Source organism: Rhodococcus zopfii NBRC 100606 = JCM 9919 (assembly GCF_001895025.1).
Lineage (GTDB): Bacteria > Actinomycetota > Actinomycetes > Mycobacteriales > Mycobacteriaceae > Rhodococcus > Rhodococcus zopfii.
The window spans coordinates 113438-135640 of sequence record NZ_BCXI01000014.1; the positions used below are offsets into that span (position 1 = coordinate 113438).

General features: G+C 67.8%; 24 protein-coding genes. 11 read left to right on the forward strand and 13 right to left on the reverse strand.

Annotation, left to right across the window (positions count from 1 at the left end; all coding sequences use genetic code 11):
• Nucleotides 1-7: 7 nt before the first annotated feature.
• Nucleotides 8-223 carry a biotin/lipoyl-binding carrier protein gene (locus RZ1_RS10490; RefSeq protein WP_068157911.1) on the reverse strand — a complete coding sequence of 72 codons (216 nt, stop codon included), beginning with the start codon at nucleotides 221-223 and terminating at the stop codon, nucleotides 8-10.
• A gap of 95 nt (nucleotides 224-318) precedes the next feature.
• Here RZ1_RS10490 and RZ1_RS31825 point away from each other — a divergent pair, with 95 nt between their 5' ends.
• Entirely contained in the window at nucleotides 319-393 is a 75-nt protein-coding gene (locus RZ1_RS31825) for a 50S ribosomal protein bL37 (protein ID WP_022597109.1), read from the forward strand.
• A gap of 73 nt (nucleotides 394-466) precedes the next feature.
• Here RZ1_RS31825 and rsrA read toward each other — a convergent pair whose 3' ends face one another.
• Together rsrA and RZ1_RS10500 are read right to left on the reverse strand one after the other, a co-directional pair.
• Nucleotides 467-748: a mycothiol system anti-sigma-R factor gene (gene rsrA, locus RZ1_RS10495; RefSeq protein ID WP_072811562.1), complete on the reverse strand. Its 282-nt coding sequence runs from the start codon at nucleotides 746-748 to the stop codon at nucleotides 467-469.
• Nucleotides 745-1395 carry a sigma-70 family RNA polymerase sigma factor gene (locus RZ1_RS10500; protein WP_238071932.1) on the reverse strand — a complete coding sequence of 217 codons (651 nt, stop codon included), beginning with the start codon at nucleotides 1393-1395 and terminating at the stop codon, nucleotides 745-747. The genes rsrA and RZ1_RS10500 overlap by 4 nt, the downstream gene beginning before the upstream one ends.
• Before the next feature lie 181 nt (nucleotides 1396-1576).
• Between RZ1_RS10500 and ybaK the strand changes: the two genes are divergently transcribed.
• The 7 genes from ybaK (at nucleotide 1577) to RZ1_RS10530 (ending at nucleotide 7586) form a co-directional block, all read left to right on the forward strand.
• Nucleotides 1577-2074 (forward strand): Cys-tRNA(Pro) deacylase, encoded by a 498-nt coding sequence (ybaK, locus tag RZ1_RS10505; RefSeq protein ID WP_072811565.1) that lies wholly within the window; start codon nucleotides 1577-1579, stop codon nucleotides 2072-2074.
• A 162-nt stretch (nucleotides 2075-2236) separates the two neighbouring features.
• Nucleotides 2237-3031 carry an enoyl-CoA hydratase-related protein gene (locus RZ1_RS10510; protein ID WP_072811567.1) on the forward strand — a complete coding sequence of 265 codons (795 nt, stop codon included), beginning with the start codon at nucleotides 2237-2239 and terminating at the stop codon, nucleotides 3029-3031.
• A 35-nt stretch (nucleotides 3032-3066) separates the two neighbouring features.
• On the forward strand, nucleotides 3067-3801 hold the full coding sequence (locus RZ1_RS10515; protein ID WP_072811569.1) for an SDR family NAD(P)-dependent oxidoreductase: 735 nt from the start codon (nucleotides 3067-3069) through the stop codon (nucleotides 3799-3801).
• A 24-nt stretch (nucleotides 3802-3825) separates the two neighbouring features.
• Complete coding sequence (locus RZ1_RS10520; protein ID WP_072811571.1) at nucleotides 3826-5496, forward strand: class I adenylate-forming enzyme family protein; 1671 nt, start codon at nucleotides 3826-3828, stop codon at nucleotides 5494-5496.
• A 32-nt stretch (nucleotides 5497-5528) separates the two neighbouring features.
• Nucleotides 5529-6677 carry an acyl-CoA dehydrogenase family protein gene (locus tag RZ1_RS10525; RefSeq protein ID WP_072811729.1) on the forward strand — a complete coding sequence of 383 codons (1149 nt, stop codon included), beginning with the start codon at nucleotides 5529-5531 and terminating at the stop codon, nucleotides 6675-6677.
• 60 nt (nucleotides 6678-6737) lie between these two features.
• Nucleotides 6738-6887 (forward strand): hypothetical protein, encoded by a 150-nt coding sequence (locus RZ1_RS30470; protein WP_169917896.1) that lies wholly within the window; start codon nucleotides 6738-6740, stop codon nucleotides 6885-6887.
• A gap of 30 nt (nucleotides 6888-6917) precedes the next feature.
• On the forward strand, nucleotides 6918-7586 hold the full coding sequence (locus RZ1_RS10530) for a TetR/AcrR family transcriptional regulator (RefSeq protein WP_072811573.1): 669 nt from the start codon (nucleotides 6918-6920) through the stop codon (nucleotides 7584-7586).
• Nucleotides 7587-7610: 24 nt separating this feature from the next.
• Here the strand turns inward: RZ1_RS10530 and RZ1_RS10535 are convergent, their stop codons facing one another.
• Complete coding sequence (locus RZ1_RS10535; RefSeq protein ID WP_072811575.1) at nucleotides 7611-8369, reverse strand: SOS response-associated peptidase; 759 nt, start codon at nucleotides 8367-8369, stop codon at nucleotides 7611-7613.
• Between the two features lie 76 nt (nucleotides 8370-8445).
• Between RZ1_RS10535 and aroA the strand changes: the two genes are divergently transcribed.
• Together aroA and rsgA are read left to right on the forward strand one after the other, a co-directional pair.
• Nucleotides 8446-9732 carry a 3-phosphoshikimate 1-carboxyvinyltransferase gene (gene aroA, locus RZ1_RS10540; protein ID WP_083583635.1) on the forward strand — a complete coding sequence of 429 codons (1287 nt, stop codon included), beginning with the start codon at nucleotides 8446-8448 and terminating at the stop codon, nucleotides 9730-9732.
• Entirely contained in the window at nucleotides 9699-10721 is a 1023-nt protein-coding gene (gene rsgA, locus RZ1_RS10545; RefSeq protein ID WP_072811577.1) for a ribosome small subunit-dependent GTPase A, read from the forward strand. Before aroA ends, rsgA begins: the two co-directional genes overlap by 34 nt.
• A 58-nt stretch (nucleotides 10722-10779) precedes the next feature.
• Here the strand turns inward: rsgA and RZ1_RS10550 are convergent, their stop codons facing one another.
• From RZ1_RS10550 to RZ1_RS10575, 6 genes are all read right to left on the reverse strand, one after another.
• On the reverse strand, nucleotides 10780-12015 hold the full coding sequence (locus RZ1_RS10550; protein WP_072811578.1) for a fatty acid desaturase family protein: 1236 nt from the start codon (nucleotides 12013-12015) through the stop codon (nucleotides 10780-10782).
• 74 nt (nucleotides 12016-12089) lie between these two features.
• Entirely contained in the window at nucleotides 12090-13340 is a 1251-nt protein-coding gene (locus tag RZ1_RS10555) for a fatty acid desaturase family protein (RefSeq protein WP_072811580.1), read from the reverse strand.
• Nucleotides 13341-13374: 34 nt separating this feature from the next.
• On the reverse strand, nucleotides 13375-14505 hold the full coding sequence (locus RZ1_RS10560) for a ferredoxin reductase (RefSeq protein ID WP_072811582.1): 1131 nt from the start codon (nucleotides 14503-14505) through the stop codon (nucleotides 13375-13377).
• Between the two features lie 102 nt (nucleotides 14506-14607).
• Nucleotides 14608-15138 (reverse strand): DUF6912 family protein, encoded by a 531-nt coding sequence (locus RZ1_RS10565; protein ID WP_072811584.1) that lies wholly within the window; start codon nucleotides 15136-15138, stop codon nucleotides 14608-14610.
• Nucleotides 15125-16543 carry a WS/DGAT/MGAT family O-acyltransferase gene (locus RZ1_RS10570; RefSeq protein WP_072811586.1) on the reverse strand — a complete coding sequence of 473 codons (1419 nt, stop codon included), beginning with the start codon at nucleotides 16541-16543 and terminating at the stop codon, nucleotides 15125-15127. Before RZ1_RS10570 ends, RZ1_RS10565 begins: the two co-directional genes overlap by 14 nt.
• Nucleotides 16540-17031, reverse strand: coding sequence for an HAD-IA family hydrolase (locus RZ1_RS10575; protein ID WP_083583625.1), 492 nt, complete (start codon nucleotides 17029-17031; stop codon nucleotides 16540-16542). The genes RZ1_RS10570 and RZ1_RS10575 overlap by 4 nt, the downstream gene beginning before the upstream one ends.
• Nucleotides 17032-17214: 183 nt before the next feature.
• On the opposite strand from RZ1_RS10575, the gene RZ1_RS10580 reads away from it, so the two are divergent.
• Nucleotides 17215-17718, forward strand: coding sequence for an Rv3235 family protein (locus RZ1_RS10580; RefSeq protein WP_072811588.1), 504 nt, complete (start codon nucleotides 17215-17217; stop codon nucleotides 17716-17718).
• Between the two features lie 25 nt (nucleotides 17719-17743).
• On the opposite strand, the gene secA is transcribed toward RZ1_RS10580, so the two are convergent.
• From secA to RZ1_RS10595, 3 genes are all read right to left on the reverse strand, one after another.
• Nucleotides 17744-20509, reverse strand: coding sequence for a preprotein translocase subunit SecA (gene secA, locus RZ1_RS10585; protein ID WP_244899324.1), 2766 nt, complete (start codon nucleotides 20507-20509; stop codon nucleotides 17744-17746).
• 176 nt (nucleotides 20510-20685) lie between these two features.
• Complete coding sequence (gene hpf / locus RZ1_RS10590) at nucleotides 20686-21348, reverse strand: ribosome hibernation-promoting factor, HPF/YfiA family (protein ID WP_072811590.1); 663 nt, start codon at nucleotides 21346-21348, stop codon at nucleotides 20686-20688.
• Between the two features lie 187 nt (nucleotides 21349-21535).
• Nucleotides 21536-22183 (reverse strand): ComF family protein, encoded by a 648-nt coding sequence (locus RZ1_RS10595; protein ID WP_072811735.1) that lies wholly within the window; start codon nucleotides 22181-22183, stop codon nucleotides 21536-21538.
• Between the last annotated feature and the right edge of the window lie 20 nt (nucleotides 22184-22203).

Genomic DNA, 22203 nt, shown 5'->3' on the forward strand with positions numbered 1-22203 from the left:
TCGCCGCTCAGGAGATGACGGCGATGAGGTCGCCCGCCTGGATGACATCGCCCACGGCGACGTCGAGCGCGGTGACCGTCCCGGCGGTCTCGGCGATGACGGGAATCTCCATCTTCATCGACTCGAGGACGACGAGGGTGTCGCCGACGTCGACGACGTCCCCCTTGTTCACCACCACTTCGAAAACGGTGGACACCATCTCCGCGCGTACGTCTTCAGCCATCGAAACCCCAATCCGTGGACGTGACGGCGGACCTGCCGACAGGACCACCCAACCACACGTGAAACACTGTAATGAACGAGAAAGGAGTCCAGACCATGGGTAAGCGAGGCCGCAAGAAGCGCAGCCGCAAGGGTAACGCCGCCAACCACGGTAAGCGTCCCAACGCCTGAGGCGTGCGCAAAGACGTCGAGGGGCCGGAAAGCACACGCTTTCCGGCCCCTCGATCGGTATTCGGCCGGTCGATCAGCCTTCGGTCTCGGTCCGGGTCACCACGACGGTCCGGCGGATCTCGACCATCAGGCGTTCCCGCAGCCCTTCGGGGGCGTGCTCGCCGCCGCACTTACGGCTGAGCAGCGATTTGATCTTCTCCTCGATGCCGTACGCCTCGAGGCATGCGCCGCATTCGTGAAGGTGGCGTTGCAGCCGCGCGCGGGATGTGTCGTCGCACTCGGAGTCGAGCAGCAGGTACACGTCCGCAATCACCGCGGAGCAGTCGATCTGTTCGAATTCGGTCGGCTCGCTCACCGGACTACTCCCTTCTCGTTCACCGTGTCCGCATCCGTTGCGGTCGCGACGGCGGCGTCCACCGCGCCGCTCCGGTTGAATCCCCGTTCCCGCGCGACGTCGGCGAGAAGACCCCGCAACTGCTTGCGTCCGCGGTGCAGACGCGACATCACCGTGCCGATGGGCGTGCCCATGATCTCGGCGATCTCCTTGTAGGGGAATCCCTCGACGTCGGCGTAGTACACCGCCATCCGGAATTCCTCGGGAAGTTCCTGCAACGCGTGTTTGATCGCGTCGTCCGGCAGCGAGTCGAGGGCCTCGACCTCGGCCGATCTCAGGCCGGTAGAGGTGTGCTCGGCGGTCGCGGCGAGCTGCCAGTCGGTGATCTCGTCCGTCGGATACTGCGCCGGCTGGCGCTGCTTCTTGCGGTACGAGTTGATGTAGGTGTTCGTCAGGATGCGGTACAACCACGCCTTGAGGTTGGTGCCTTCCTTGAACGACGCGAACGCCGAGAACGCCTTGATGAACGTCTCCTGGACCAGATCCTCCGCGTCCGCCGGGTTGCGGGTCATCCGCACAGCCGCGCCGTAGAGCTGGTCGAGCATCGGCAGCGCGTCGCGCTCGAACCGCTCGGCCAGTTCCGCACCTGACTCTTCGACCACACCGATCCCTTCACTTGCCGTATCCGTGAAGGCTACCGGCCGAGGTGGGCACAGCACAGGCACGCGGTACTCCGATCGGTGTTCGTCGACCCGGTTTCGTCCACCCCGGCGGGGGCGGCCATTTCGGATCAACAACGCATCCGGGCGAGTTGTTCCCCCCGCTCGCCGCTTTCCTAGAGTGTCCGGCATGGCCTCGACCTCGACCCCCGCGACGAAGCTCCTGACCCGGGAGAAGGTGTCGCACCGGGTCCATGAATACGATCACGACGCCCGCGCCGCGTCGTACGGCACCGAGGCGGTCGACGTGCTCGGTGCGCGGCTCGGTGTCGAGGCGGGGCAGATCTTCAAGACGCTGGTGGTGAAGCTGTCCGACGGCAAACTCGCGGTCGCGGTGATCCCTGTGCCCGCGAAACTCTCGCTCAAGGCCGTCGCGGGTGCACTGGGCGGCGGCAAGTCGGTGATGGCCGACCGGGCCGACGCCGAACGCGCCACCGGCTACGTGCTCGGCGGGATCTCCCCGCTCGGCCAGCGAAGCCGGTTGCGCACGGTCGTCGACGCATCCGCGCAGGACTGGGGGCAGGTGCTGTGCAGCGCGGGCCGCCGCGGATTGGAGATCGAACTGGCACCCGCCGATCTGATCCGGCTGACCGGCGCGGTCGTCGCCCCGATCACCGCCGGTCAGTAGTCCACACCCGCCTACAGCCTTCGCCGACACCTCACCGGGCGGGATCTGTGACCCTTGACACCCCCACGGAGTGAATATACGTTCATACGCAGTGAAGGAGCATTCACTCGATCTGAGCGAAGTCTCACACCTTCCGGTATCCGAGCCGACGAGGAGTCACCCATGTCCGGATTCGAAGACATCACCTACGAAATCGAAGACCGCGCCGCGATCATCACGATCAACCGCCCCGAGCGCTACAACGCCTTCCGCGGCAAGACCGTCGAAGAACTCATCAAGGCCTTCCGTCACGCCTGGGCCGACAGCCGCGTCTCCGCCGTGATCCTCACCGGCGCGGGCGAGAAGGCGTTCTGCACGGGTGGCGACGTCAAGCAGCGCGCCGAGACCAGCGACTACGGCCCCACCGAATCCGGCATGTTCGAGATCGGCTACCTGCACAAGGTGATTCGTGACATCCCCAAGCCCGTCATCGCGGCGGTCAACGGCATCGCGGTCGGCGGCGGCCACGTCCTGCACGTGCTGTGCGATCTGACCATCGCCGCCGAGACCGCCAAGTTCGGGCAGGCCGGACCGCGCGTCGGTTCGTTCGACGCCGGGTTCGGTTCCGCGTTCCTCGCCCGTGTCGTCGGCGAGAAGCGCGCCCGCGAGATCTGGTACCTGTGCCGCCAGTACGACGCTGCCACCGCCGAACGCTGGGGTCTGGTGAATTGGGTTGTGCCGCAGGACAGACTGCTCGACGAAGCCAAGTCCGTCGCCGCCGAGATCGCCGAGAAGAGCCCCACTGCGATCAAGTTCCTCAAGCAGTCCTTCAACGCCGACACCGACCATCAGGCCGGGCTGAGCAACCTCGCGATGTCCGCCCTCGACCTGTTCGGCAAGTCCGAGGAGGGCCTGGAAGGCGCGCAGGCATTCGCAGAGAAGCGGCCCGCCGAGTTCGGCAAGTTCGTCAAGGCCTGACCACTCCCGACCGAACCCGAAAGAGCATCGACACCATGAGCACCACCATCGCACTGGTCACCGGCGCCGGCTCCGGCATCGGAAAGGCCATCGCCCTCGCCTTCGCCGCACAGGGCGACCGCGTCGTCGCCGCCGACCTCGACCTCGTCGCCGCGGAGACCACCGCCAAGGAATTTCCGGATCTCATCACGGCACTCCCCGTGGACGTCGCCGACCGCAACCGGGTCGACGTACTGCGCGACCGCACGGTCGCCGAGGTCGGTGTCCCGAACATCGTCGTCAACGCGGCCGGCTGGGACCGGACCGATCAATTCCTCAATGCGACAACAGAATTCGCCGAGAAGGTCGTCGCCATCAACTATCTCGGCCCGGTGCACGTCTGCAGTGCCTTCCTGCCCGGCATGATCGAGGCCGGCAACGGGGGCCGCGTGATCAACCTCGCGTCGGACGCGGGACGCGTCGGCAGTTCGGGCGAGTCCATCTACGCCGGGGCGAAGGGCGGCGTCATCGCCCTCACCAAGTCGCTGGCCCGTGAGATGGCCCGCTACGGCATCTCCGTCAACTGCGTCTGCCCCGGCCCGACCGACACCCCGCTGTTCCAGGCCCAGGACGAGAGGCTCAAGGCCGCACTGATCAAGGCGATTCCGTTCCGCCGGCTCGCCCGACCCGACGAGGTCGCGGCGCCCGTGCTGTTCTTCGCCTCGGAGTCCGCGTCGTTCATCACCGGCCAGGTGATCAGCGTCAGCGGCGGTCTCACGATGGCCGGCTGAGCCGGAATCCGGAAGGACGGACACATGACCGCGTCGTACAACGCCCGGGCTTACCGCGAGTACTTCGAGAACGATTTCACGTATCTCAACGGCTTCCGGCGCAACATCGGACGTTTCGGGAACCGGGTTGCCGTGAGCGATCCGGACAGCGGACGGCAGTGGACCTACGCCCAGCTCGGGGAACGGGTCGACCGCATCGCCACCGGCCTCGCGGATGCCGGGGTACGCGCCGGGGACGTCGTCGCCTACCAGTTGTTCAACGGTGTCGAATTCGCCGAGCTCTATCTCGCCACTCAGGCCGTTGGCGCGGTCGGCTCCCCGGTCAACTTTCGCCTCGCCGCCGGTGAGACGGCGTTCGTCCTGGACAAGAGCGCGCCGACGGTCTTCGTCTACGACACCGAACTCACCGACACGGTCCGTGAGGCGTTGCGGCTCGCGCTGCACACCCCGGCGGTGATCGTGGCCGTCGGCGACGGTGAACCGGTCGACGTCGCCGGCGCCACGGTGATCCGGTATCGACATCTGGCCGCCGATCGCATCACCCTGCCGCCGCTGCACCGCACAGTGTGGGACGAGACCACCCGCCTCTACACCTCCGGCACCACCGGCATGCCGAAAGGCGTGCCGCTCAACAGCATGATCGAGGTCTTCAGCGCGCACGACGTGATCATGCACTTCCCGCTGAGCCCCGAGGACCGGACCTTGAACATGACGCCGTGGTTCCACCGCGGCGGCCTGTACTCCGGCGGCCCGAACCCGACGTTCTACGTCGGCGGTGAGGTCGTGCCACTGCGAACGTTCGACGCGGACCGGGTACTCGACCTCGTCGCCGAGCGTCGGCTGACGTTCCTCATCGGTGCCCCCACCAACCTCGCGATGCTCGCCGCCGCGCAGGAGGCACGCCCGCGCGACCTGTCCAGCCTGCGCGGCATCGTGACCATGGGTGCCCCGCTCGAACGGGAAGCGGCGCTGCACTACCAGCAGGTGCTCAATCCGCGGATCTTCAACGGCTACGGCAGCACCGAGGGCTTCTGGAACACCTTCCTGCGGCCGGGGGATCTGCCGGATCGGGCGGGCAGCGCCGGCCGCGCCTGCACCGACGACGACGTCCGCGTGGTCCACGTGTACGAGGACCGGCTCGCCCATCCGGACGACGTGGTCGCCAAGGACGGCTCGGACGTGGGCGAAGTCATCATCCGCTCACCCAAGTGCGCCAATGCGTACTTCGACTCCCCCGATCAGGAGAAGGCGAAGTTCCAGCAGGGCTGGCTGCACATCGGCGACCTCGCGACCTGGGACGCCGACGAATTCGTCACCATCGTCGGGCGCAAGGACGACATGCTCGTCTGCGGCGGCGAGAACGTGCACCCGGTGCAGGTCGAAGAGGCGCTCAATGCCCATCCACAGGTGCAGGATTCCCTCGTGGTCGGCGTTCCGCACGACACCTGGGGACGCATCGTCGTCGCCTATATCGTCCCCGAGGGTTCCACGCCGACGGTCGACGACCTCGACACGCACTGCCGTTCCCATCCGATGCTGTCCTCGTTCAAACGGCCCCGGGCCTACCGTTTCGTCGAGTCGTTGCCGGTCAGCGCGACGGGCAAGAAGCTTCACTACAGGGCCACCGACGCCGCCGCCGCCGAGTTCGCGGCCGGCCGGTTCACCGCCCCGACCGTTTCGAGAATCTCCCAGTGAGCACCGCCGTGACAGGCACAGGACGGACAACCATGAACACACGACTGGAATACGACTCCGAACACCGGCAGTTCCGTGAGGTGGCACGCGGCTTCGTCCGGAACACGATCACGCCCGTGCACGAGGACTGGGAGCGGGCCTCGTGCCTGGACCGGTCCCTGTTCACCGAAGCAGGCAAGCTCGGCCTGCTCGGGTTCTCCGTCGACGAGAAGTTCGGCGGTCCCGGCGTCGACGACTTCCGCTACAACGCGATCCTGATCGAGGAGGTCAACCGCGCCGGCAACGCCGCCGCGGGGATCGCGTTCTCCCTGCAGAACGACGTGGTCCTGCCGTACCTCACGGACATGACCGACGACGAACAGAAGGCCCGCTGGCTGCCCGGTGTCGTGACCGGTGAGACGGTGCTGGGCATTGCGATGACCGAGCCCGGCACCGGCAGCGACCTCACCGGCATCCGCACCACCGCCGTCCGCGACGGCGACCACTACGTGGTCGACGGTGCCAAGACATTCATCTCCAACGGGCAGAACGGGGATCTGTTCGTCGTTGCGACCCGCACCTCCGACGACCCGCACAAGGGGCTTACCCTGCTGGTCGTCGAGGCCGGCACCCCCGGATTCTCCCGCGGACGCAATCTCGAGAAGATCGGCCTGCACGCCCAGGACACCAGCGAGCTGACCTTCACCGGGATGCGGGTGCCGGTCGCGAACCGGCTCGGCGACGAGGGTCGCGGTTTCTACCAGCTCGTGCACAACCTGCCGCAGGAGCGGTTGTCGCTGTCGATCGGCGCGGTCGCCGCCGCGGAGGGCGTGTTCGCGCAGACCCTCGACTACGTCAAGGAGCGGACGGCGTTCGGCAAGCCGGTGTCGGGTTTCCAGAACACCCAGTTCGTGCTCGCGGAACTGGCGACCGAACTGGATCTGGCCCGCACCTTCCTCGACGACTGCATCGCCGAGCACGTCGCCGGCGAGCTGTCGGCGGCCCGCGCCGCGCGGCTCAAATGGTGGACGACCGAACTGCAGGTGCGCGTGGCGGACCGCTGCCTGCAGTTGCACGGCGGCTACGGCTACATGCGCGAATACGCGGTGTCCCGCGCGTTCGTCGACGCCCGCATCCAGACGATCTACGGCGGCACCACCGAGATCATGAAGACGATCGTCGCCAAGGACCTGGGCATCTGAGGCACCGGAGCGAATTTCGTTCCGGCACAACATGCTCCACTACCCAAACCTGGAGGAGCCATGAGCGTCGGCGTCGGACGAGAAGACCACGACGGCATCATCACCCTCGACCGTCCCGCCGCGAACGCGACCGGCGAGACGGGCCCGCCTGCTCGAGCGGTTCCTGACTGCCGCGCGATGACCGGGCACATCCGGCGATCGGTACTGTGAATCCACCCATCGGCGACGAGGAGCACCACCATGACCACCCGACACGACGCGCTGACCGTCGACGAGGCCGTGCGCGCCGTGCGCACCCACTCGCGGCGCAAGCAGGTGCTCGAGGCCGCGGTGCGCCTGATGGAGCAGACCGGATTCCACCAGATGTCGATGCAGGCCCTCGCCGACGAGGCGGGCGTCAGCGTCGGCCTGATCTACAAGTACTTCGGCGGTAAGGAAGACGTCCTGCTCGCGACCGTCACCGCGATCCTCGACGCGTTCCGCGACCAGCTGGAACCGGCGATGGACGCCGCCGGCGAGGATCCGGTGGAGCGGCTGGCCGCGGGCATGCGGCGCTACCTCGAGGTCGTCGACGACAACCTCGACGCGGTGGTCCTCACCTACCGGGAGAGCCGCACGCTCGACAAGACCGGGCGCGAACGCATCAAGGAACTGGAGGTCGCGACCTCGGCGCCGCTGCGCGCCACGCTCGAGACCGGCATCGCCTCCGGGGAGTTCAGCCCGGTCGACGTCGACCTCATCGTCTTCGACTTCATGCTCCTCGCCCACGGGTGGGCATTGAAACACTGGCATTTCGGCCCGCTGTACACGCTCGACGAATACACCACCCGGCAGATCCGGTTCGTGCTGAATTCGATCATTCCCGCCGACCGCCGCGAGAAGTACCCGGATCTGCTACGGCAGTCGTGACAGCACCGATTCCCGGTACGGCGGCTACAGCAGCGCCATCTGTTCGCCGCTGCCGTCGTCGGGGACGAGCAGTTCGGGGCCGTTGTTGCGAACGCTGTTGACCTTCGGGGACACCCGGCGGACGGCGATCGACGAGACCGCATCGAGGCTCGGGCGGATCAGGTCGGGGTGGCCGAGGCTGTCCGGATCGAGCCAGGCGTCCCACCGCTCCGGCGGGAGGATCAGCGGCATCCGCTCGTGGACGTTGCGCAGCTGCGCGACCGAATCCGCCGTGAGGATCGTGGTACTGACCAGCGGCGCCGCATCCGGGTTCTTCGGGTCGCGCCACACCGCCCACAATCCGGCCATGCAGATCCGCGACCCGTCCTCCGGGGACATGTAGTACGGCACCTTCGCGATCTTGCCGTCCGGTGTCGGTTCGACCTGCCACTCGTACCAGCCGTCCATCGGCACCAGGCAGCGCTGGTAACGCAGTGACTGCGCGAACGACGGCTTCGTCGCCACCGACTCCGAGCGGGCGTTGAACAGCGGCGAGCTCTTGCCGACCTCCTTCGCGAACGGCGGTACCAGACCCCACCGCATGCGCCGGATCCGCCGCGTCACCGGATCGTCCGGATTCTCCCGGTCGTGCCGGGCGACGACAGCGAACACCTGCGTCGTCGGGGCGACATTGAAGTTGGCAGCACCGGCGTTGCCATCCGCTCCCCCGCCCGTCTCGTCGAGCGCGTCGAGTTCCGCCGCGAGAGTCGCCGGGTCCGCAGTCGTCGCATACCTGCCGCACATACGTCGAGTGTGGCAGCCGGCTCCGACGGCCGGATTCCCCGCGTCGGCCGCGCCGGGTGCACACCGGGGTCCGGCGATGGGAGAAGATGGTCCGGTGAGCCTGTGGAGAGCCCCCCGAGCCGATTCCCCCGTCGACGCGACCGTGACGGTGCCCGGATCCAAGTCGATCACCAACCGCGCGCTGATCCTCGCCGCCGTCGCCGACGGCCCCTCGACGATCGCCGGGGCGCTGCGCAGCCGTGACACGGACCTGATGATCGGCGCCCTGCGCGCACTGGGCACGACGATCACCGAACGCGACGGGGGCACGACTCTCGACGTCGTCCCCGGCGACCTGCGCGGCGGCGAGGTCGCGTGCGGGCTCGCCGGCACCGTCATGCGGTTCGTGCCGCCGCTCGCGTCGCTCGCCGACGGGGACGTGTTCTTCGACGGCGACGAGCAGGCCAAGACCCGGCCGATGGGCACCGTCCTGGATGCCCTGCGTTCCCTCGGTGCCGACGTCGACGGCGAGGGCCTGCCGTTCACGGTGCACGGCGCCGGCGGGCTGCGCGGCGGCACCGTCACCATCGACGCGTCCGGATCGTCGCAATTCGTCAGCGGCCTGCTGCTGTCGGCTGCCCGCTACGACGAGGGCGTCACCATCCACCACGACGGCAAGCCGGTACCCTCGATGCCGCACATCGAGATGACCGTCGAGATGCTGCGTGCCGCCGGCGTCGAGGTCGACACCGCCGACGCGAACACGTGGCGCGTGGCGCCGGGGACGATCCGGGCGATCGACGTCGACGTCGAACCGGACCTGTCGAACGCGACCCCGTTCCTCGCCGCCGCAGCCGTCACCGGCGGCACGGTGTCGGTGCCGATGTGGCCGAAGTCGACGACGCAGGCCGGCGACGCGATCCGCGGCATTCTCGAGCGGATGGGCGCGACCGTCACCTGGTCGGAGGGCACCCTGACGGTGCGCGGCCCCGAGCGGCTCACCGGCATCGACATCGATCTGCGCGACGTCGGCGAGCTCGCCCCGACCGTCGCGGCCCTCGCCGCGCTCGCGACCACCCCGTCGCAGCTTCGCGGCATCGCGCACCTGCGCGGCCACGAAACCGATCGGCTCGCGGCGCTGGTGACCGAGATCACCCGGCTCGGCGGTTCGGCGATCGAAACCGACGACGGGCTGCGCATCGAACCGGCCGGCCTGCACGGCGGACAGTGGCAGTCCTACGCCGATCACCGCATGGCCACCGCCGGGGCGATCATCGGTCTCGTCATCGACGACGTCGACGTCCACGACATCGGCACGACCGCCAAGACGCTGCCCGGTTTCGAGTCGCTGTGGGCGGCGATGCTGACAGGAACGCGCTCCTGAGCCGGCGGCGCCAGTACGACGAGTCCGATGTCCGGGTCCGCCCGGGCAAGGGCTCGCGGCCGCGCACCAAGGACCGCCCCGCCCACCTCGACGCCGTCGACGGCATGGTCGTCTCGGTGGACCGCGGTCGCTGGGGTGTGGTGCTCGGCGCCGACCCGCACCGTCCGATCGTCGCGATGCGCGCCCGCGAACTCGGACGCACCCCGATCGTGGTCGGTGATCGCGTCGGGGTCGTCGGCGACCTGTCGGGCCGTCCGGACACGCTCGCGCGGATCGTGCGGGTCCACGACCGCGAAACGGTGCTGCGGCGCACCGCCGACGACACGGACCCGTTCGAGCGGATCGTTGTCGCGAACGCGCAGCTGCTGCTCATCGTCGTCGCTCTCGCCGATCCGCCGCCGCGAACGGGTCTGGTCGAACGCGCCCTAGTCGCGGCATACGCCGGCGGCCTGTCGCCGGTGCTGTGCCTGACAAAGTCCGATCTCGCCGACCCCGACGAGTTCACGGCGCAGTTCACCGATCTGGATCTGCCGGTGATGCTGGTCGGCCGAGACGACGATCTCACCGAACTCACCGAACTCATCACCGATTCGGTGACGGCGTTGATCGGACATTCCGGCGTCGGCAAGTCGACGCTGGTCAACCGGCTGGTACCGGACGCGGACCGCGCGACCGGCGAGGTCTCCGGCGTCGGGAAGGGCCGGCACACCTCGACCCAGTCGGTTGCTCTGCCGTTGCCCGGCGGCGGCTGGGTCGTCGACACTCCCGGCATCCGCTCGTTCGGGCTCGCACATATCTCCGCGGAGGACGTGGTCGCCGCGTTCTCCGACCTGTCCGCGGCCGTCGAGGACTGTCCGCGTGGATGCACCCATCTCGGTCCACCGGCCGACCCCGAGTGCGCGCTCGACGGCCTGGACGGAAAGTCACAGCGCCGCGCGCATGCGGTCCGGGGACTGCTCGCAGCGCTCACAGAGCACGAAGCCTGGTGAACAAGAGCGGCCCCGACTCCCTAGGGAGTCGGGGCCGCTCGGCACGATCCTCGCTCGTTCAGCGCATGCCGAGGACGCGGCGGACGAATCCGCGCTTGCGGCTCTTCTCGATCGCGGTGGCCAGACCGACGCGGCGGCCGGTGAGCGGATCGACCGCGGCCTCGCCGCCGAAGCCGCGCTCGGAGGCGGTCTCGGGAGCGGCGTCACGGGTGTCGGTGAGGTACTTGTCGGGCAGCGACAGCTTCGCGATGGTGCGCCACGACTTCCAGTACTGCACCGCGAACGGACCCGTGGTGTACGGCAGGTCGTACTTCTCGCACAGCGCCTTCACCCTGAGCGAGATCTCGTGGTAGCGGTTCGACGGCAGATCCGGGAAGATGTGGTGCTCGATCTGGTAGCTGAGGTTGCCGGTCATGAAGTCCATGACGCGGCCGCCGGAGATGTTGGCGGAACCGAGCATCTGCCGCAGATACCATTCGGCGTGCGTCTCGTTCTCGACGTCGGCCTTCGTGAACTTCTCGGCACCGTCCGGGAAGTGCCCGCAGAAGATGACGGCGTTGGTCCAGAGGTTGCGCACGAAGTTCGCGGTGGCGTTCGCGGTCAGCGTCGACTTCCACGCCTTGCCGGTCAGTGCCGGGTGCACGACGTAGTCCTTGAGCGTCTGCTTGCCGATCTTGGCGAGGACCTCGCTGCCGAGTTCCTTGGTGCGCTCGCGATCGTCGCGGCCCTGGATGACCTTGCCGAGCTCGAGCAGCTGGATCGCGATTCCGTACTGGAACAGCGACGCAAGGATCGCGTTGTAGGCGATGTTGCCGAGGTAGAACGGCTTCCAGCGCTGGTCGCGGGTCACGCGCAGCAGCCCGTATCCCACGTCGTCGTCCATGCCGAGGATGTTCGTGTACTTGTGGTGCAGGTAGTTGTGGGTCTGTTTCCAGTGCGCCGACGGATCGGCGTTGTCCCATTCCCAGTTCGCCGAGTGCACCTCGGGGTCGTTCATCCAGTCCCACTGCCCGTGCATGACGTTGTGCCCGAGCTCCATGTTCTCGATGATCTTCGACAGCGAGAGCATGCCGGTGCCCAGCAGCCACAGCGAGCGCTTGCGCGAACCGAAGAGCACTGCGCGCCCACCGATTTCGAGTCCACGCTGCAGGCGGATCGTGTTGCGGACGTAGCGGGCGTCCCGCTCGCCGCGCGCATCCTCGATGTCGCGACGGATGGCGTCGAGTTCGTGGCCGATGGCCTCGACGTCGGCCTCCGTCAGGTGCGCGTACTCCTTGATGTCCGAAATGGCCATGCGGCTACCCTACCGTAGGTTACGGCTCCGTAGGTTAGCGGAATCCGTACTGTGGGGCGAATCACAAATCAAGATCATTTCTTGCGGCGCGCAACGAATTTCGCCTCCGCGTGGGCGCGTAGGGCCGTGAGCAGACCCCGGCGCCGACCGGTCACCGGATCGACCGAGGGCGCCGTCGCCCCGAGGACGCCCGCCGGCGAGAACTTGCGCTCGGAGGAGGTCTCCGGCGCATCGTCCGAGGTGGCCCACAGGAATCGGTCCGGCACCGCGAGCTTGTGGATCGTGCGCAGCGCGAGCAGATACTGCCTGCCGAGCGAACCCGTCGTGTACGGCAGGTCGTACTTGGCACACAGCGCCCGCACCCGAGCGGCGATCTCCGGATACCGGTTGCTCGGCAGATCGGGGAACAGGTGATGCTCGATCTGGTAGCTCAGGTTCCCGGTCATGAAACCCATGACCGGGCCGCCGGAGATGTTCGCGCTGCCGAGCAGCTGCCGCAGATACCACTGCGCGTGCGTCTCGTTCTCGAACTGGTCGACGGTGAACTTCTCCGCGCCGTCCGGGAAATGCCCGCAGAAGATCACCGCGTACGCCCACACGTTCCGGATCAGGTTCGCGGTGAGATTCGCGTACAGCGTGGTGCGCCAGGCCGGGCCGGTCAAGGCCGGGAACAACACCACGTCCTTGACGACCTGACGCGTCGCCTTGCGCGCAAAATCCTTGTTGGCCTGCGAGTTCCACTGCGCGGGCGAAACCTGATCGGCCTCCTTCTGCGCCGCCAGGTCGTGCAGGGCGATGCCCCACTCGAAGGTCGCGGCGAGGATCACGTTCGCGACCGGCTGCAGGAGGTTGATCGGGCGCCACACCTCGTCGCGCGTCATCCGCAGGATGCCGAATCCCACGTCCTCGTCCATGCCGACGATGTTCGTGTAGGTGTGGTGCACGTAGTTGTGGGCGCGCTTCCAGTGCGCCGACGGCCCGGTCTGGTCCCACTCCCACGACGTGGAGTGGATCTCCGGGTCGTTCATCCAGTCCCACTGCCCGTGCATGACATTGTGCCCGAGCTCCATGTTCTCGATGATCTTCGACAGCGAGAGCATCGCGGTGCCCAGCGCCCACATCGGCCGTCTACGGGACCCGAGCAGCGCCACCCGCCCACCCAGTTCGAGCAGCCGCTGCAGGCGGATCGTGTTGCGGATGTAGCGGGCGTCTCGAACCCCGCGCGATTCCTCCACGTCGCGTCGGATCGCATCGAACTCACGGCCCAGCGCTTCGATGTCCGAATCGCTGAGATGCGCGAACGCGCGGATGTCGGTGATGGCCACTCAGGGTCCTTGCTATGGAACGGGCGGTGGAGAGTCAGGCGTCGAGAGTGCAATCACCGGCAGCCGCGGAAATACAGGTCTGGACACGCTCTCCCTCGGCGTGTTCCTTGCCGGACCGCAGATCGACGATGTGCCCCTTCTCGAGCGGGACCACACAAGTCTGACAGATGCCCATCCGGCAGCCGAACGGCATCAGCGCGCCGACGCTCTCGCCGGCCTCGAGCAGCGTCGTCGCGCCGTCGACGGTGACGGTCTTGCCCGACTTCGCGAAGGTCACGGTACCGCCGGAACCCGAAGTGTCGGCCCGGGTGACCGCGAACCGCTCCAGGTGCAGGCGATCCTCGATTCCGGCCTTCTTCCAGAACGCCTCGATCTCGTCGAGCATCTGCTGCGGTCCGCATGCCCAGGTCTGGCGTTCACGCCAGTCGGGGCAGACCTCGTCGAGCCGGTCCAGCGGGAATTGCCCCTGCGAACGGGTGAGCTGGACGTGCGAGTGGAACCGGTCGTGCGTGGCGTCGAACCGCTCGAGCTCGGCACGGAACATCACGTCGTCCGCGGTCGGCGCCGAGTGCACGTGCACGACGTCGGGCAGATCGACGTCTCGGTCCACCGCGCGCCGATCGAGCGTGCGCAGCATCGACATGATCGGGGTGATACCGCTGCCTGCGGTGAGCATCAGGATCCGCTCCGGCGGCGGGTCCGGCAGCACGAAGTCACCCTTCGGGGCCGCGAGCCGCACGATCGTGCCGGCGGGCACACCGGTGACGAGGTGGCTCGACAGGAAGCCTTCCGGCATCGCCTTGACCGCGATCGAGATGAGCTTGTCGTTCCAGGTGGCCGACGACGTCAGCGAGTAGGACCGCCAATGCCACCGACCGTCGATGTGCAGACCGATGCCGATGTACTGGCCGGAGGCGTACCCGAAGTCGAAACCCCAGCCGGGCCTGATGACGAGGGTCGCCGAATCCGCCGTCTCGGGGCGAACCTCGACGATGCGGCCGCGCAGTTCACGCGCCGACCACAGCGGGTTCACCAAGTGCAGGTAGTCGTCGGGCAACAGCGGCGTGGTGAACCGCGCAACCGCGCCGCGAACGAGATTCGACACGGACCGCTCGGACGCCGCAACGTTCGCTGCGGGACGCTCGATCCACTCCTTCAAACCCATCGACCACTTCTCCTCACCCAGTGCGGCTACGGTTCCGTAGGTTACCAGAAGCTACGGCACCGTAGGTTACGGACAAGTAGTCGAGAACCCGCTCGGCCCGTCTTACAACAGTTCCAGCAGGAACGGCAGCTCCTGCGTCGCGTACCACGCCAGCTGATGGTCCTCCGCGTCGCCGAGCACGAACTCGGCCTCCTCGTCGCCCATGTCCGCTGCGTCGACCACTTCCACGGCCCGCGCCACGTCGGCCTCCGCCCCCTCGAGATCCACGTGTACCGAGGCCACCGACTTCAGCGCGACGGGCGCCGAGAGCCGAACGACGGCATCGTCGAGATCCGGACGCGGGGTGGCCTCCTCGACATCCGCCGCCACCACCACTCGACGCACCGGCAGATCCGCGGCCGACTCGTCGTCCGCGCGCGCGGCCAGCAACCGCAGCGACGCCCGCGCGGCCTCGGCCATGGCGACCTCGGCGAGTTCCTCGTCGTCGCCGGACGTGTAGGCCTCGCGCAAGGCGGCCGTCACCGCGAACGCGGTGCGGCTCATCGCCTCGACCTCACCGTCGGCGACGAGTCGCTGCAGCATGTCGATCGTCGCCGGCACATAGACCCGCGTCTTTTCCCTACCTACTGGCATCCAACAACTCCTCGAGTGCTTCCTGCAGCAGCGACGTCAGCACCCCCACATCGGGCATCGCATCGCGGTCCGCGTTCAAACCGTAGTAGACGGACCCGTCGTAGGACGTCAACGCGATGCTCAACGCCTGATTCTTCAGCAGCGGCGAGATCGGGTACGTCTCCAGGACAGGGACCCCGGCCAGGTAGAGCGGATGCTGCGGGCCCGGTGCGTTGGTGATCATCAGATTGAACACGCGCTGCGAGAAGCCGCTCGCCACCCGCACCCCCACGGCGTGCATCGTCGCCGGCGCGAAGCCCGACAACCGGATCATGGCCTGGGCCGCGATCCGGCGCCGCTGCCGCGCGTAGGCCTCGCCCGCATGCGCTATGTGCGACAACCGCACCACGGCATTCGGTTCCCCCACAGGCAGGTCGACGAGGAAGGTCGACACCTCACCTTGCGGATGCACCTGGATCGTCTCGGCGCCGTCCGCGTCCTCCGCGTCCGCCGGGTCCTGCGTGTACACCGAGATCGGCACCATCGCGCGCACCACCGACGCCTCGGTCACCGGTTCCCCGCGGGAGAGCAACCAGTAGCGCAGCGCACCGGCGATCACCGCGAGCACGACGTCGTTGATGGTGCAGCCGTACCTGGAATGGATCTTGCGGTACAGCTCCAGATCGGACCGGACCACCGCGAACCGACGGCTGCGCGAAATCGACTCGTTGAGCGGGCTCTCCGGCGCCGATTGCGCGGCGGTCCGCGCCAGGCGCCCGACCACGTCGACGGCCTCGGTCGCGGTGGCGGCGAGGTTGCCCACCGCAGCACGCATCAACGCGACACCCTCCCCCGGACGGGCGACCAGATCGGCGAGCGCGCCGATCAGCAGCGCGGTGTCCGACGGCTCCTGTTCCGGCATCCACAGCTCTTCGGGCACCTGCCGTGGTTCGACTTCGGAATCGAACAGCACCTGCCCGATGTCCAACGCATCCTCCCCGTCGACGAGCGCCGAATGCGACTTCGTGAACAGCGCACACCGGTTCCCGGCGAGACCCTCGACGAGATACATCTCCCACAACGGGCGGGTCCGGTCCAGGGGACGCGAGATCAGCCGCGCCAGTAGATCATGCAACTGATCGTCCGAACCCGGACGCGGCAACGCCGAGCGTCGCACGTGGTACGCGATATCGAAGTCGCGGTCGTCCACCCACACCGGACGCGCCAGACCGAAGGCGACCTCCCGCACCTTCTGGCGGTAGCGCGGCACCTCCGAGATGCGGCGCTCCACCAACTGCAGGAGCGTCTCCAAATCGAGGCCGCCCTCCGGCTCGGCCAGGATCGCGAGCGACCCGATGTGCATCGGTGTGTTCGTCGTCTCCAGAAAGTAGAACGACGCATCCTGCGCGGTCATGCGGGTCGTCATCTGCGAGTGTCCCCCTCACCCCTGTCCGTGACCCCGTCCACGGCCGCGGAGGTCGCGGGAACGGGGGTCGCGGGCACCTCGTCGTCGGCGCTCAGCTCGAAGAGTACGGCCAGTTCTGCCACAACGACATCCGGACGCTCGTGGTGGACCCCGACCATGCCCACGGCGGCCGCGGCGCGCACGTTCGAGACGAGGTCGTCGACGAAGACACACTGCGCGGGTTCCAGTCCCAGCCGCTGCGCCACGAGCCGGTAGCTCCGCGGGTCGGGTTTGGCCAATCCCACGTCGCCGGAGAGCACCACCTCGTCGACCAAGCGCCCACCGCCGAGCTCTCGGAGCCGGTCCGCACCGGGACCCCCCGGATCGTTGCTCAGGATCGCCGTTCGCACACCCCGCTCGCGAAGCGCGGCGACCACCTCCACGAGTGCATGCGCGTCCGTTCCGGGACCCGAGAGCACACCACCGAAATCCAGTACCAATCCCCGCACACACTCACCCTAGAGTCGGGCGCCACCCTCGGCGACAGGAAGCGTTTCGGCAGGCACTCGCGCCGCGGGTGTGGCACGATGACGGCGGCTCCGTCCTCTCCCGGGGTCGACCATGCTGTCGCGGGTCGCGACCGATGCACTTCTGTCACGGGCGCCCCGCCTCGAACGTCACCAGGGAGACGCATGCCCGATAACCCCGGTATCCGCCACGTCCTGCGGATTCCTCTGTACGAACCACCCGTCCGGCACAACTGCGATCGGCCGCGCCGGTACGCGACACGACGTGCGACCGCGCACGACGGGAGGTCGCCCCGTCCGACGCGGACCGCTCCGGTCGCCACCCCTCTCGCGCCGACCGTCGATCCGGCGGCGGCCGCCTTCGCCGAGCGCGCGGTGCGGGTGGTGCTCGAAGTCCTCGACCGACGTCGACCGGACACGCAACTGGAGGCGGTACTCGATCCCGTCCTGCACGATGCGCTGGCGCCGACGCGGTCTGCGCACCCGGATGCAGGCAGCGCGATCCTGCTGCGTACCCGGTTACGCGCCGTCGATGCCGACACCGCCGAACTGTTCGGTTCCTACACGCGTGGCCATCGTGTCCTCGCGGTGGCCGGTCGCGTCGGCCGGACCGCGCCGACGCGCCGTGCCCCGCACGGGTGGCTCATCACCTCGCTGTGGCTGGGGTGATCCGGCGCCCCCGGGCGGCCGGGCCTCAGCGGCGGCGCGAGCCACCCTTCGCGTCCTTGCGCGCCGCGGCGCGCCGCTCCTTGCGGCTGCCGGTCGCGGCGGGCGCGGCGGCACCGCTGCTGCGGCTGACCTGAGCGCTGCCGTCCTCGGCGGGACCCGAGTAGGTGAGGCGCTGCTGCCGGCCGGCGTCGTCGAGTCCCTTCGCCCGCAGCGCAGCCGGGGCCGGCGCCGGTGCAGGTGCAGGTGCAGGCTTGGCCAGTGACGGCGCGTTCTGCGCGACCGCGGCAGCGGAGGCCGCGGTCACGCTGACCCCACCCGCCGCCGATGCCTGCGGCTGGGCCGCTTCCACCTGCAGGTTGAACAGGAACCCGACCGACTCCTCCTTGAGTCCGTCGAGCATGCCGGTGAACATGTCGAAGCCCTCGCGCTGGTACTCGACCAGCGGGTCGCGCTGCGCCATCGCGCGCAGCCCGATGCCTTCCTTGAGGTAGTCCATCTCGTAGAGGTGCTCGCGCCACTTGCGGTCGAGCACCGACAGCAGGACGCGACGCTCGAGTTCGCGCATCGCACCCTCGCCCGCGATCTGCTCGATCTCGGCCTCACGCCGGGTGTACGCCTGCTGCGCATCGTCCAGGAGGATCTGACGCAACTCGTCCCGATCGAGATCCTCGTTCGCGTCGACGAGCGCCTTGTGGTCGACCCCGACCGGGTAGAGCGTCCGGAGGGCGGTCCACAACTGCTCGAGATCCCAGTCCTCGACGTATCCCTCGGAAGTGGCGCCGTCGGCGTACGCGGTGACCACGTCGTGGATCATCGACTCGACCTGGCCCTCGAGGTCCTCGCCGCGCAGGATCCGGCGGCGCTCGTCGTAGATGACGGTGCGCTGCTGGTTCATCACCTCGTCGTACTTGAGGACGTTCTTGCGGATCTCGAAGTTCTGCTGCTCGACCTGCGTCTGGGCGCTCTTGATGGCCTTGGAAACCATCTTCGCCTCGATCGGCACATCGTCGGGCAAGTTCAGCCGCGTCATGATCGATTCGAGTGCGGCACCGTTGAACCGCCGCATCAGCTCGTCGCCGAGGGACAGGTAGAACCGGGACTCGCCGGGATCGCCCTGACGTCCGGACCGTCCGCGGAGCTGATTGTCGATGCGCCGGGACTCGTGCCGTTCGGTCCCGAGCACGTACAGGCCGCCGGCTGCCTTGACTTTCTCGGCATCCGCCTTGACCTCGGTCTTGATCTTCTCGAGGGTGTCGTCCCACGCGGCCTCGTAATCCTCGGGCGTGTGCACCGGGTCCAGGCCGCGGCGACGCAGCGCGATGTCGGCGAGAATGTCCGGGTTGCCGCCGAGCACGATGTCGGTACCGCGACCGGCCATGTTCGTCGCGACGGTCACCGCACCGGATCGTCCGGCCTCGGCGATGATCTGCGCTTCCTGCTCGTGGAACTTCGCATTGAGCACGCTGTGGACGATGCCGCGCTTGGTGAACTGCCGCGACAGGTACTCGGAACGCTCGACACTGGTGGTACCGATGAGGACCGGCTGGCCCTTCTGGTGCCGCTCGACCACATCGTCGACGACGGCCGCGAACTTCGCTTCCTCCGTCTTGTAGATCAGGTCGCCCTGGTCGACGCGGATCATCGAGCGGTTCGTCGGGATCGGGATGACGCCGAGGCCGTAGATCTGATGCAGCTCGGCAGCTTCCGTCTCGGCGGTGCCCGTCATGCCGGAGAGCTTGTCGTAGAGCCGGAAGTAGTTCTGCAAGGTGATCGTCGCGAGGGTCTGGTTCTCGGCCTTGATCTCGACCTTCTCCTTGGCCTCGATCGCCTGGTGCATGCCCTCGTTGTAGCGGCGACCGGTCAGCACACGGCCGGTGAACTCGTCGACAATGACGACCTCGCCGTCACGAACGATGTAGTCCTTGTCCTTGTTGTAGAGCTCCTTGGCCTTGATGGCGTTGTTCAGGTAGCTCACCAGCGGGGAGTTCGCCGCCTCGTACAGGTTGTCGATGCCCAGCTGGTCTTCGACGAACTCGACGCCCGCCTCGTGGACGCCGACGGTCCGCTTGCGGATGTCGATCTCGTAATGGGTTTCCGGCTCGAGCATGTTCACGATTCGCGCGAACTCGGAGTACCACTTGCTCGACGCATCCGCGGGACCGGAGATGATCAGCGGTGTGCGGGCCTCGTCGATGAGGATGGAGTCGACCTCGTCGACGACCGCGAAGTTGTGGCCGCGCTGCACCAGGTCGTCGAGCGAGTGCGTCATGTTGTCGCGCAGGTAGTCGAAGCCGAACTCGTTGTTCGTCCCGTACGTGATGTCCGCGGCGTAGGCTGCGCGGCGCTGCGCCGGGGTGAGCCCGGACAGGATCACGTCGGTGCTCAGGCCGAGGGAACGGTGCACGCGGCCCATCCACTCGGAGTCGCGCTTGGCGAGGTAGTCGTTCACGGTCACGACGTGCACACCGTCGCCGGACAGCGCGTTGAGGTAGGCCGGCAGCACACAGGTGAGGGTCTTGCCCTCACCGGTCTTCATCTCGGCGATGTTGCCGAAGTGCAGCGCAGCGCCGCCCATGATCTGCACCGTGTAGTGCTTCTGACCGAGAACCCGCCAGGACGCTTCACGCGCCACTGCGAACGCCTCCGGGAGCAGGTCGTCGAGGGTTTCCCCATCCGCGTAGCGATTGCGGAACTCGTCCGTCTTAGCGCGCAGTTCCGCGTCGGTGAGCGCCTCGAATTCCGGCGACAGGGATTCGACGTGCTCGGCGATGTGCTTGAGTCGCTTGACCATGCGACCTTCACCGATTCGGAGCAGCTTCGTCAGCGACAGCACTGGGTGTTCGTCCTCAATCTCGGGTTCGTGCACGGACAAGAAAATCCGGCCGAGGGCCTCGTCGGTCCCCGGCCGGATTCCATGGTAGGCGTTCGGTCGGAGCGGCCGCGATCGCGACCGCTCCGACCGGGCATTCAGACCAGGCTGATCAGGCCGTAGTCGAACGCGTGCCGGCGATAGACGACCGACGGCTTGTCCGATTCCTTGTCGTGGAACAGGTAGAAGTCGTGGCCGACCAGTTCCATCTCGTACAGGGCGTCGTCGACGGTCATCGGCTCGGCCTTGTGTGTCTTCGTCCGGACGATCCGGCCGGGACCGCTCTCCTTGTCCGCTTCGAGGTCGTGCGCCAGATCCGGCGAGATGCCGAGCGAATCGTCCTGGGCAAGCGCCGCAGTGGCGGCGGCAACCGACACGGGGGTCTTGTCACCGTAGGAGACCTTGCGACGATCCTTGGAGCGCCGCAGGCGGGATTCGAGCTTGGCGGTGACCGACTCGAACGCCGCATAGAAACTGTCGGCGGACGCCTCGGCGCGTGCGATCGGGCCCTTGCCGCGGGCGGTGATCTCGACCCGCTGGCAGCTCTTCATCTGCCGGCGATTGCGCTCGTGCTGCAGTTCGACATCGAACAGGAAAATGGTCGGATCGAATCGCTCCAATCGGCCGAGTTTCTCGGACACGTAGATCCGGAAGTGGTCCGGAACCTCGACGTTGCGTCCCTTGACAACGATGTCCGCGCTGGGACCGGCTTCACCGTCGATGTCGGCAGCGGAAACCTTGGACTTCGAAGGGGTCGTCACTCGTACCTCCCGAGTACGGCCGGTGCAGCCCGCGCACCGGCATGTTCGATGAGCGCGTGAGCGCTCCGCCCGGATCGGGCAGATCGAACGTTTCCGCCCGTCTACCAGTGTTTTCCGGGTCTGAGGGCGACGGTAGTACGTAACCTCAGCGAGTGCCACCGTTCCGCTGAATTTCACTCGTGTCCACTTACGCGGCAGCAATCACAAGCACACCGCACGGACGGAACCCGGCCGCGGTGAGCACCCTCACTGCCTCCGCCGCGGTCGTGCCGGTGGTCATCACGTCGTCGACGACGAGCACCGGGACCTGCCGCGGCACGCCCGTGGCCCGGGTGAGGTGCACGCGCCCGGCAAGGTTGCGGTGCCGCTGCGCGGCGGACAGTCCGACCGAGTCCCGGACACCGCGAGCGGTCTCGAGGATCGGGACCACGCGCAGTGCGCGATCGTGCATCGCAGCGGCTCGCACGGCCCGCGTTACCGGGTCGCCGCCACGGGTCCGCGCCGCACGCGCCCGGGTCGGGGCGGGCACGACGCTCAACAGCCCGGCCGGAAGCTCCCCCCAGCGCCGCAACCGTACGATCGCCGCACCCAGAGCGACCCCCAGCGGCTGCGCCAGGTCGCGGCGGCCGTGTTCCTTCGCGGCGACCACCGCACGCCGGTGCGTACCTCGGTACGGCCCTAGCGCCCACGCGGGAACACCCGGATCGACACGGGGTCGCACGGGCGCGGGCGCATCGTCGAGGTCGCGGGCGCAGGGCCGGCACCACCGGATCCCGGGCCTGCCGCAGCCGCCGCACTCGACGGGCAGCACGAGGTCCAGCAGGGCGTCCAGCATGCAGCGCACTGTGCCGCAGG

Coding starts and splice junctions, on each gene's coding strand:
- RZ1_RS10565 (WP_072811584.1), bottom strand. CDS start 15,138: ATGCCAGTAGGTAGGGAAAAGACGCGGGTCTATGTGCCGGCGACGATC.
- RZ1_RS10560 (WP_072811582.1), bottom strand. CDS start 14,505: ATGGGTTTGAAGGAGTGGATCGAGCGTCCCGCAGCGAACGTTGCGGCG.
- RZ1_RS10490 (WP_068157911.1), bottom strand. CDS start 223: ATGGCTGAAGACGTACGCGCGGAGATGGTGTCCACCGTTTTCGAAGTG.
- RZ1_RS10595 (WP_072811735.1), bottom strand. CDS start 22,183: ATGCTGGACGCCCTGCTGGACCTCGTGCTGCCCGTCGAGTGCGGCGGC.
- RZ1_RS10525 (WP_072811729.1), top strand. CDS start 5,529: ATGAACACACGACTGGAATACGACTCCGAACACCGGCAGTTCCGTGAG.
- RZ1_RS10570 (WP_072811586.1), bottom strand. CDS start 16,543: ATGACGACCCGCATGACCGCGCAGGATGCGTCGTTCTACTTTCTGGAG.
- aroA (WP_083583635.1), top strand. CDS start 8,446: ATGGGAGAAGATGGTCCGGTGAGCCTGTGGAGAGCCCCCCGAGCCGAT.
- RZ1_RS10520 (WP_072811571.1), top strand. CDS start 3,826: ATGACCGCGTCGTACAACGCCCGGGCTTACCGCGAGTACTTCGAGAAC.
- RZ1_RS10510 (WP_072811567.1), top strand. CDS start 2,237: ATGTCCGGATTCGAAGACATCACCTACGAAATCGAAGACCGCGCCGCG.
- secA (WP_244899324.1), bottom strand. CDS start 20,509: ATGGTCAAGCGACTCAAGCACATCGCCGAGCACGTCGAATCCCTGTCG.
- RZ1_RS10580 (WP_072811588.1), top strand. CDS start 17,215: ATGCCCGATAACCCCGGTATCCGCCACGTCCTGCGGATTCCTCTGTAC.
- RZ1_RS10530 (WP_072811573.1), top strand. CDS start 6,918: ATGACCACCCGACACGACGCGCTGACCGTCGACGAGGCCGTGCGCGCC.
- RZ1_RS10550 (WP_072811578.1), bottom strand. CDS start 12,015: ATGGCCATTTCGGACATCAAGGAGTACGCGCACCTGACGGAGGCCGAC.
- RZ1_RS30470 (WP_169917896.1), top strand. CDS start 6,738: ATGAGCGTCGGCGTCGGACGAGAAGACCACGACGGCATCATCACCCTC.
- ybaK (WP_072811565.1), top strand. CDS start 1,577: ATGGCCTCGACCTCGACCCCCGCGACGAAGCTCCTGACCCGGGAGAAG.
- RZ1_RS10535 (WP_072811575.1), bottom strand. CDS start 8,369: ATGTGCGGCAGGTATGCGACGACTGCGGACCCGGCGACTCTCGCGGCG.
- RZ1_RS10515 (WP_072811569.1), top strand. CDS start 3,067: ATGAGCACCACCATCGCACTGGTCACCGGCGCCGGCTCCGGCATCGGA.